An 8,451-nucleotide genomic window follows, 5' to 3' on the forward strand; every position below is an offset into this window, starting at 1 on the left:
CTCGCCAGCCCGATGATCGCCGACCCGATCCACATGCTGGAAACGGTGATGCGGGTGCACGGGGGAGCGGGTGTGCTGATCGCCAACGCCGACATCGCGCGCCGCAGCAGGCATCGGCCGGTGTGGATCACCGGCTTCGGCGAGCACATCGCGTTCAAGACGCCGACCTACGCCACGGACCTGCTGCGCACGCCGATCGCCCGCGCCGCCGACAAGGCGTTCGCGATGGCCGGGCTGAGCCGCTCCGACGTCGACGTGGCCTCGATCTACGACTGCTACACGATCACGGTGCTGATGAGCCTCGAGGACGCCGGCTTCTGCGCGAAAGGCAAAGGCATGCAATGGGTCACCGACCACGACCTGACCTACCGCGGTGATTTCCCGCTCAACACCGCCGGCGGCCAGCTCTCCTACGGGCAGGCGGGCATGGCGGGCGGCATGCACCACGTCGTCGACGGCGCCCGCCAGATCATGGGCCGGGCCGGCGACGCGCAGGTGCGCGACTGCCACACCGCGTTCGTCACCGGCAACGGCGGCATCATGAGCGAGCAGGTGGCGCTGCTCCTGCGAGGGGACTGACAGTGACCGTGAACCCCACCGAACCCAGTCCCGTCCCCGAGCCCACGCCCGTGTCCCGGCCGTTCTGGGACGGACTGGCCCAACACCGCATCATGGTGCAGTACTCGCCGTCGGCGGGCCGCTACGTGTTCTATCCCCGCACGCTGACCCCCGGGACGCTGGCCGACGACCTGGAATGGCGTGAAATCGACGGCGCCGGAACGCTGTACACGTTCACCGTGGCCCGCAGGCCCACCGGACCGCCCTGGGCCGACGCGCTGCCCCAGTTGCTCGCGGTGGTCGAATGGGACGCCGGACCGCGGATCAGCACCGAATTGGTCGACGTCGACACGCGCGACGTCCGGATAGGAATGCGAGTGATGCCGGTGTTCTGTGATCTCCCCGAAGCCGGGATCACCCTGCTGAAGTACCGGCCCGCATGAGCGGGCCGGCGATGCACACCCACGTCCACCGGACCCAGGTCGACGACTACCTGCGGGACATGTTGCGCGAGTTGGACGCCGGCTTCCCGCGCGTCGAGACCATGACGGGTGCGGCGGCGCGGGAGGCGGTGGCCAAACGCCGGATGCCCGTCAACAACGCGGGCGACGTGCACAGCGCCGTCGACCACTCGGTTCCGGGTCCGGCCGGGCAGATCCCCGTGCGGGTCTATTACCCGCACGGCGAGCCGCGCACCGACCGGCCCGCGATCGTGTTCTGCCACGGCGGCGGATTCGTCTTCTGCGGCATCGACTCCCACGACGGCTTCTGCCGTACCCTGGCGCGCGGCAGCCAGGCCGTCGTCGTGTCGGTCGACTACCGGCTCGCCCCCGAACATCCGGCCCCGGCCGCCGCGCTGGACGCCTTCGCCGCGTTCTGCTGGACGGCGGAGCACGCGGGGGAGCTCGGCATCGACGCGGCGCGCATCGCCGTCGCCGGCGACAGCGCCGGCGGCAACCTGGCAGCGGTCGTGCCCATCCTGTGTCGCGAACGTGGGGTGGCCCCGCCGGCCGCCCAGGTGTTGCTCTATCCGGTCATCGACCCGTCGTTCGACACCGAGAGCTACCGCCGCTACGCCGAGGGTCCCTTCAACACCCGCGCCGCGATGCAGTGGTACTGGCGGCAGTACCTCGGCGGTGACGGGCTCGTCGACCCGCCCTACCTCGTGGCCCCCGCCCGCGCGGCGTCGCACGCGGATCTGCCGCCCGCCGTCGTCGTCACCGCCGGGGAGGACCCGCTGCACAGCGAGGGCTGCGACTACGCGCGCCGGTTGCACGACGCGGGCGTGCCGGTCGTGCACCGCGACTTCCCCGACATGTTCCACGGCTTCATGACGATTCCGTCGCTGGCCGCGTCGGTGCTCGCGCGCGACCTGGTCTACGCCGACCTGCGCACGCTGCTCGACCCGGCGTCCGGGAGCTGAGACGGTGCCGGAGACGGTCCAGCAACTGCTACGGCAACGCCTGCACAACGACACCCGCGCCGTCGCCCACGGCGACCGGACCTGGACCTGGCGGGATCACCTCGCCGAGGCCGTGGCCGAGGCGGCCGCCCTGATCGCGCTCGCCGACCCCACCCGTCCGCTGCACGTCGGCGCCCTGCTCGCCAACTCGCCGGAGATGCTGCGCGCGATGGCCGCGGCCGCGCTGGGCGGCTACGTGTTGTGCGGTGTCAACACCACCCGGCGCGGCGCCGGCCTGCTCGCCGACATCCGGCGCTCGGACTGCCAGATCCTGCTCGTCGACGACGAGCACCTGCCGCTGCTGGACGGCCTGGATCTGTCCGGCGTGCGGGTGCTGGCCGTGAACGGGTCCGGCTACGCCGGGGCGGTCGCGGCCGCGCCACCCCTGGTGGCCCACCGCGAGGTCACCGCGACCGACACGCTGATGATGATCTTCACCTCGGGCACCAGCGGAAATCCCAAGGCCGTTCGGTTCGCGCACGGGATGGCGATCATGTGCGGGGCGAGCCTGATCTTCCAGTACGACATCGCCGCCGACGACGTCTGCTACCTGTCGATGCCGCTGTTCCACTCCAACGGTGTCGCCGCCGGCTGGGCGGTCGGGGTCGGCTGCGGCGCCACCATGGTCCCGGTCCGGTTCTCGCCGTCGCGCTTCCTGGACGACGTGCGCCGCTACCGCGTGACCTACATGAACTACGTCGGCAAGCCGCTCGCCCTGATCCTGTCCACCCCGGAACGCCCCGACGACGCCGACAACACCCTGCGGGTGGCCTTCGGCAACGAGGCGACCGACCGCGACATCGACGAGTTCGCGCGGCGTTTCGGCTGCCGGGTGATCGACAGCTTCGGCTCCAGCGAGTTCGCGGTGATCGTCGTGCGCGAGGACGGCGCCCCGCCCGGCTCGATCGGCAAGCCGTATCCGGGGGTCGGCATCTACAACCCGGTGACGTGTAAGGAGTGCGCCGTCGCCGAATTCGACGAGAACGGGGCCCTGATCAATTTCGACGACGCGGTCGGCGAACTCGTCAACACCACGGGCGCCGGCCCGTTCACGGGGTACTACAACGATCCCGCCGCGACGGCCGAGCGCCTGCGGCACGGCATGTACTGGTCGGGCGATCTGGCCTACCGCGACGCCGACGGCTGGATCTACCTGGCGGGCCGCACCGCCGACTGGATGCGGGTCGACGGCGAGAACCTGGCCGCGGCGCCCATCGAGCGCATCCTGAGCCGGATTCCCGAAGTCAGCCAGGTCGCGGTCTATGCCGTGCCCGACGAGCGGGTCGGCGACCAGGTGATGGCCGCACTGGTCCTTCGTGCGGGAACCGATTTGGCACCAAGCGATTTCGAGAAGTTTCTGACCGCCCAGCCCGACCTGTCGCCGAAGGCGTGGCCACGCTACGTGCGCATCAACGCCAACCTGCCGGTGACGGCCACCAACAAGATCCTCAAACGCGAGTTGATCGCCGCCGGCGCCGATGCGCAGGGCGGGGTGCTGTGGACGCGGCCGGCGCGCGGGACCACCTTCGCCCCGGCTTCCGAAACGCCGGCGGCCACAACGTGATCTAGAGGACGGCCTCGCCGATGGCCTGTTCCGGCGCCTCGCCGAGGCGCGCCAGCACCAGCGCGGCCGCCACGGCCACCAGGAATCCTGCCACCACCAGCCAGCCGAGCCCGTCGCGCGCGCTGTCACCCAGCCACACCACTCCGACGAGTGCGGGCGCGATCGTCTCGCCGACAACCATCCCGGCGACGGCCGTGGTCACCGATCCGCGATGCAGCGCGGAGGTGAGCAGCAGGAAGCCGGCGATCCCCCCGGTGGCCGCAGCGTACAGGGCCGGGTTGGAGTAGAAGGCGCGCTTGGTGGGATCGAGGACGTCGATCAGCCGCACGCCGACCTCGATGACTCCGAAGCCGGTCCCCGCGGCCAGCCCCAGCGCGAGCGCGCGCGGGCGGTCCGGCAGCCGGCCCGCGGCGGCGCCGGCCACCAAGATCGCCGCCGCCACGCCCACCAACGCCCAGCCCAATCCCGCGGGAGCGTGCCGGGAGTGTCCCGGTCCGGCGGCCAGGGCCAGCGCGACCAGGCTCATGCAGATGACGCCCACGGCCGTCCATTCGGCCCACGACAAGCGCGCCGACAGCATCCAGGCGGCCACGACGCCGGTGACGGCGATCGAGGCGGCCAGTGCCGCGGCGACCACATAGATCGGCACCAACCGCAGCGCCGCCACCTGGAACAAAAAGCCCAACCCGTCGAGGCCGACGCCGGCCAGGTAGCGCCACTGCCGGGCGGCCCGCGCCAGCAGCACGGGGTCGACCCCGGAGCCGCTGCCCGCTTCCACCGACCGCGTGGCCGCCGCCTGCAATACCGACGCCGAGCCGTAACAGACCGCGCAACCCAGCGCGATCAGGAAGCCGGTCAGCACACCCCGACAATAGGCGGGCCGGGGCCGGGCCGCCGATCGCGCGCCGTGCGCAGCCACCTGCGCGACGCCGATCGGATTTCCCGATGGACGGCATCGGCGATCTCAATGGCGCGCCGGGACGCCGGTACATTTCCGGTAGGCCCCACCGCGGAGCAGAATCTGGCAAGCTTCGAGGCGATGTTCGACACCAACGTGCGCGGTACCCACTTCCTGGTCGCGGAACTGGCCACGGGGATGCTCGCGCGGGGGAGCGGAATCTCTCAACGTCACGTCGTTGGCCGCCGTGAAGGGCGTGCCCGGGGCGTCGGTCTACAGCGCGGCGCTGGAGTCGCTGACCCGCATGTGGGCGGCCGAGTTCGGAGCCAACGGCGTTCGGGGTGAACGGTGTTCTCCCCGGTCCGACCCGCACCGCGCATCCCGCCGAAATCGTCTAAGCCGTAGCGTTTTTGGCGTTGCCACGGGCCGATCACGTGACCGGGTCCACGCTCTACCCCGACGGCGGCGGGTCGGCCGCGTGAAAGCCGGCCCGTGAGCGGACCCGAACGACCCGAGCCGCGCTACGGTTTCCCGGCCCGGCTGTGGCGTGCGCTCGACGACCATCCGCCGCCCGGCGCCCGGCGGCTGCAGCGGTGGCGCAGCCCGCTGCGCGGGCGGTGGCTGACATCGGTGTTCGGCGCGACGCTGCTGGTAACCCTGCCCATCGTCGCCCTCACGGGCCTGCTGTCCTACATCGCCTACGGGCCGCGATTCGGGCAGGCGATCCCGGGCGACGTCGGGTGGCTGAAGCTGCCGACGTTCGACTGGCCCACCGACCCGTCCTGGCTGTACCGGCTGAGCCAGGGACTGCACGTGGGACTCGGGCTCGTGGTGATCCCGGTGGTGCTGGCCAAGCTGTGGTCGGTGATACCCCGGCTCTTCGCGTGGCCGCCGTCGCGCTCGATCGCCCAACTGCTGGAACGGGTTTCGCTGCTGATGCTGGTCGGCGGCGTCCTGTTCGAAATCGTGACCGGCGTGCTGAACATCCAGTGCTTCGGGTTCAGCTTCTACACCGCGCACTATTTCGGCGCGTGGGTGTTCATCGCCGGGTTCCTCGTGCACGTCGCGATCAAGGCGCCCCGAATGTGGTCGAGCCTGCGCGCGATGCGACTGCGCGACGTGCTGCGCACCCGTCGGGAGGACACCCGGGCGGAGCCCTGGGAGCCCGACGGACTGGTCGCCGCCGAGCCGGGCCCCGTCACGATCAGCCGCCGCGGCGCACTGGCGCTGGTGGGCGGTGGGGCGCTGTTCATGGCCGTCATCACCGCGGGCCAGACCCTGGGCGGCGTCACCCGGCACGCCGCACTGCTGTTGCCCCGCGGGCGGACCCGCGGCGACGGGCCCAACGACTTCGAGATCAACCGGACCGCCCTGGCGGCCGGGATCTCCAGCGCCCGGACGGGGGAGCGCTGGCGGCTCACGCTGACCGGCGGCGCGCGGCCGGTCGTCCTGGATCGCGCCGCGCTGCTGGCGCTGCCTCAGTACACCGCGACACTGCCGATCGCCTGCGTGGAGGGCTGGTCGACGGTACAGACCTGGACCGGGGTGCGTCTGGGCGACCTGGCCCGCCTGGCCGGGGTGCCGGCACCGGAATCGGCGCACGTGTCCTCGCTGGACTCCGGCCCGTTCGGCAGCGCGACGCTGCAGCGCAACCAGGTGCTGGACCCCGACGCGCTGCTGGCGCTGCGCGTCAACGGCGTCGACCTGTCCGCGGACCACGGCTATCCCGCACGCATCGTCGTCCCCGCGCTGCCCGGCTCGCACAACACCAAATGGGTGACCGCGATCGCCTTCCGGGCGGCCCCAGATGCGTAGCGCCCTGGCGTGGTTCGCCCGGATCTACGGATCCCACCCACTGCACCTGCTGAGCCTGGTCGCCGGGTTCACGCTGTTGGGATACGTGCTGGCCACGTTCAAACCGGCCACGCTGTGGAACCCGGACGCCTGGTGGCAGTCGATCGCCGTGTGGTTCGCCGCGGCGATCGTCGCGCACCACCTGGTGCGCCGTGGCCGCACACCACCGGTTCGGCGTCCCGGGGCCCGTCGTCGAGCAGGAACGACGAGATCCCGTCGGCGCGCAGCGTGCGTCCGGCGGATCGATGCGCTTCGAGCAATCGGCTGGTGTTGGGCATGCCTGGATTCAGGGTGACGACAGCGTGGCCGCGGGCTGCAGAAGCGGCTCGACGTGCAACTGCTGATCCGCGGCAACGCCGGCGCCACCCCCACCCCGGCCGGCCGCCGGCCTTGGAGGATCTTGCATAGCTTCTTGGAGTCTTCTAGGAACCGGTCGCGGCGTACCAACCAGGGGGAAACGCCAACATGCACTGGGGGGCATGTCAAATCGCAAGGCTAAGGCCACAGCCGTGTTGTGCGGTGGCGTGGCCGTGTTTGCCTGGGCGATCGGAACGTCACCGGACGCCACGATGGCGACGGCGGCAAGCGCAGTTTCCTCCCGCGTGAGCCCGCCGCCGCCGGCCCCGCCCACCGCTGGCGACGCCCCGTCCAACCCGTCGGCGGGGGCGGCTGCATCGTCGGCCTGAACTGCGGCTGCATCCGCAACGTCACCTGTCCGTACCCGCACTTCCGGCGCCCGGCGGTTCCCGACATCGACACCGATCAACACCCTGCCCCCGCCGCCCCGCCCACTCCCTGACGACGCCGCCGACCGGCCCGGCCGCGGCTTTCCTATCATTTGGTCATGAGCGCCGGTGAGCTGGAAATAATGGGCTCGCCGGCGTTCGCCGTCGATGACTCGGCGCGGTTCCGCGCCGAGGGCTGGTGGTCCGATGCGACGCTGTCGGACGCGGTCCGCCGCAACGCCGAGGGCTCACCCGATCGTCCCGCCTACATCGACCATCCCGGTGGCGCGCTGACATGGGCCGAATTCGATTCCGTGGCAACAGCTCTGGCCGGTCAGTTGGCCGCGGCCGGTGTGACGCGCGGTGACCGGGTGGCGGTGTGGCACGGGGATTCGGCTGCCATCCACGCGTTGTTCGTCGCCGTCGAACGCTGCGGCGCCGTCGTGGTCGGCATCGGTGCGCGCGCCGGCACCCGTGAGGTTGCGGCGATCCTGCGCGGCGCCCGGCCCGACATCATGGTCAGCGATCGTGCGCGCAGCGGCGCCGCGGCCGAAGTCTGTGCCGGGTCCGGGCCGACTGTGCTCACCCTGCACGGCCTGCGCCTCGACATCGACGCCCCGCCCGCGGCCCCGGGCGACGAGGCCCGGCTCGGCCCCGACGACGTCTTTTTGATCAACTCCACCTCCGGGACCACCGGCCTGCCCAAGTGCGTGGTGCACACCCAGAACCGCTGGCACTACTTCCACCGCAAGGCCGTCGCCAACGGGCAGCTGCGCCCGGACGACGTGTTCCTGCCGGTCATTCCCATGCCGTTCGGGTTCGGGATCTGGACCAGCCACACCACCCCGATCTACCTCGGCGCCACCGCCGTCCTCCTCGACCGGTTCACCACCACGGCGGCATGCGAGGCGATAGAACGGCACAAGGCCACCGTGTTATGTTGTGTTAGCACACAATTGACCATGTTGATGGCGGATCCGGCCACCCGCGGGCACGACCTGAGTTCGCTGCGCGTGGTGTTCACCGGCGGCGAGGCGCTGCCGTACCGGCCCGCGGCCGAGTTCGAGGACCTCACCGGTGCCACGATCCTGCAGTTCTACGGCTCGAACGAGACCGGGATTCTCAGCGCCACCACGTTTGACGATCCGCGCCAGCGCCGGTTGCGCACCGGTGGGCGGATCGTCCCGGAGATGGCGGTCCGGCTCTTCGACGGGGACCGCGACGTCACCGACACGGGACGGGGCCAGCCCGCCTGCCGGGGTCCGGCGACCAGCCTCGGCTATCTCGGCGGCACCGACCACGACAAGCTGTTCACGCGCGACGGGTGGATGCGGATGGGCGACATCTGCGAGATCGACGCGGACGGCTATCTGAGCGTCACGGGGCGCAC

Annotated in this window: 7 protein-coding genes and 1 pseudogene; 7 read left to right on the top strand and 1 reads right to left on the bottom strand. The window is 71.2% G+C overall.

Annotation, left to right across the window (positions count from 1 at the left end; genetic code table 11):
- From AC2VOR_RS01120 to fadD1, 4 genes are all read left to right on the top strand, one after another.
- The coding region (locus AC2VOR_RS01120; protein WP_486963045.1) for a thiolase family protein at positions 1-579 on the top strand (579 nt) is incomplete at its 5' end.
- An 8-nt stretch (positions 580-587) separates the two neighbouring features.
- Positions 588-1,001 (top strand): Zn-ribbon domain-containing OB-fold protein, encoded by a 414-nt coding sequence (locus AC2VOR_RS01125; RefSeq protein ID WP_486963049.1) that lies wholly within the window; start codon positions 588-590, stop codon positions 999-1,001.
- Entirely contained in the window at positions 998-1,981 is a 984-nt protein-coding gene (locus AC2VOR_RS01130; RefSeq protein WP_486963046.1) for an alpha/beta hydrolase, read from the top strand. Before AC2VOR_RS01125 ends, AC2VOR_RS01130 begins: the two co-directional genes overlap by 4 nt.
- Positions 1,982-1,985: 4 nt before the next feature.
- Positions 1,986-3,584 (top strand): fatty-acid--CoA ligase FadD1, encoded by a 1,599-nt coding sequence (fadD1, locus tag AC2VOR_RS01135; protein WP_486963047.1) that lies wholly within the window; start codon positions 1,986-1,988, stop codon positions 3,582-3,584.
- 1 nt (position 3,585) lies between these two features.
- On the opposite strand, the gene AC2VOR_RS01140 is transcribed toward fadD1, so the two are convergent.
- Complete coding sequence (locus AC2VOR_RS01140; RefSeq protein ID WP_369738439.1) at positions 3,586-4,446, bottom strand: DMT family protein; 861 nt, start codon at positions 4,444-4,446, stop codon at positions 3,586-3,588.
- Between the two features lie 576 nt (positions 4,447-5,022).
- On the opposite strand from AC2VOR_RS01140, the gene AC2VOR_RS01145 reads away from it, so the two are divergent.
- From AC2VOR_RS01145 to AC2VOR_RS01155, 3 genes and pseudogenes are all read left to right on the top strand, one after another.
- The gene (locus tag AC2VOR_RS01145) at positions 5,023-6,297 is read left to right on the top strand and encodes a molybdopterin-dependent oxidoreductase (protein ID WP_486963050.1); all 1,275 of its coding nucleotides are present in this window, start codon (positions 5,023-5,025) and stop codon (positions 6,295-6,297) included.
- Positions 6,290-6,484, top strand: a pseudogene (locus AC2VOR_RS01150) (hypothetical protein); the annotation flags it as partial. The gene AC2VOR_RS01145 and the pseudogene AC2VOR_RS01150, both read left to right, overlap by 8 nt.
- A 696-nt stretch (positions 6,485-7,180) precedes the next feature.
- A partial coding sequence (locus AC2VOR_RS01155; protein WP_486963048.1) for a class I adenylate-forming enzyme family protein occupies positions 7,181-8,451 on the top strand: 1,271 nt, incomplete at its 3' end.

This window comes from Mycobacterium sp. TH-M103, assembly GCF_057473785.1.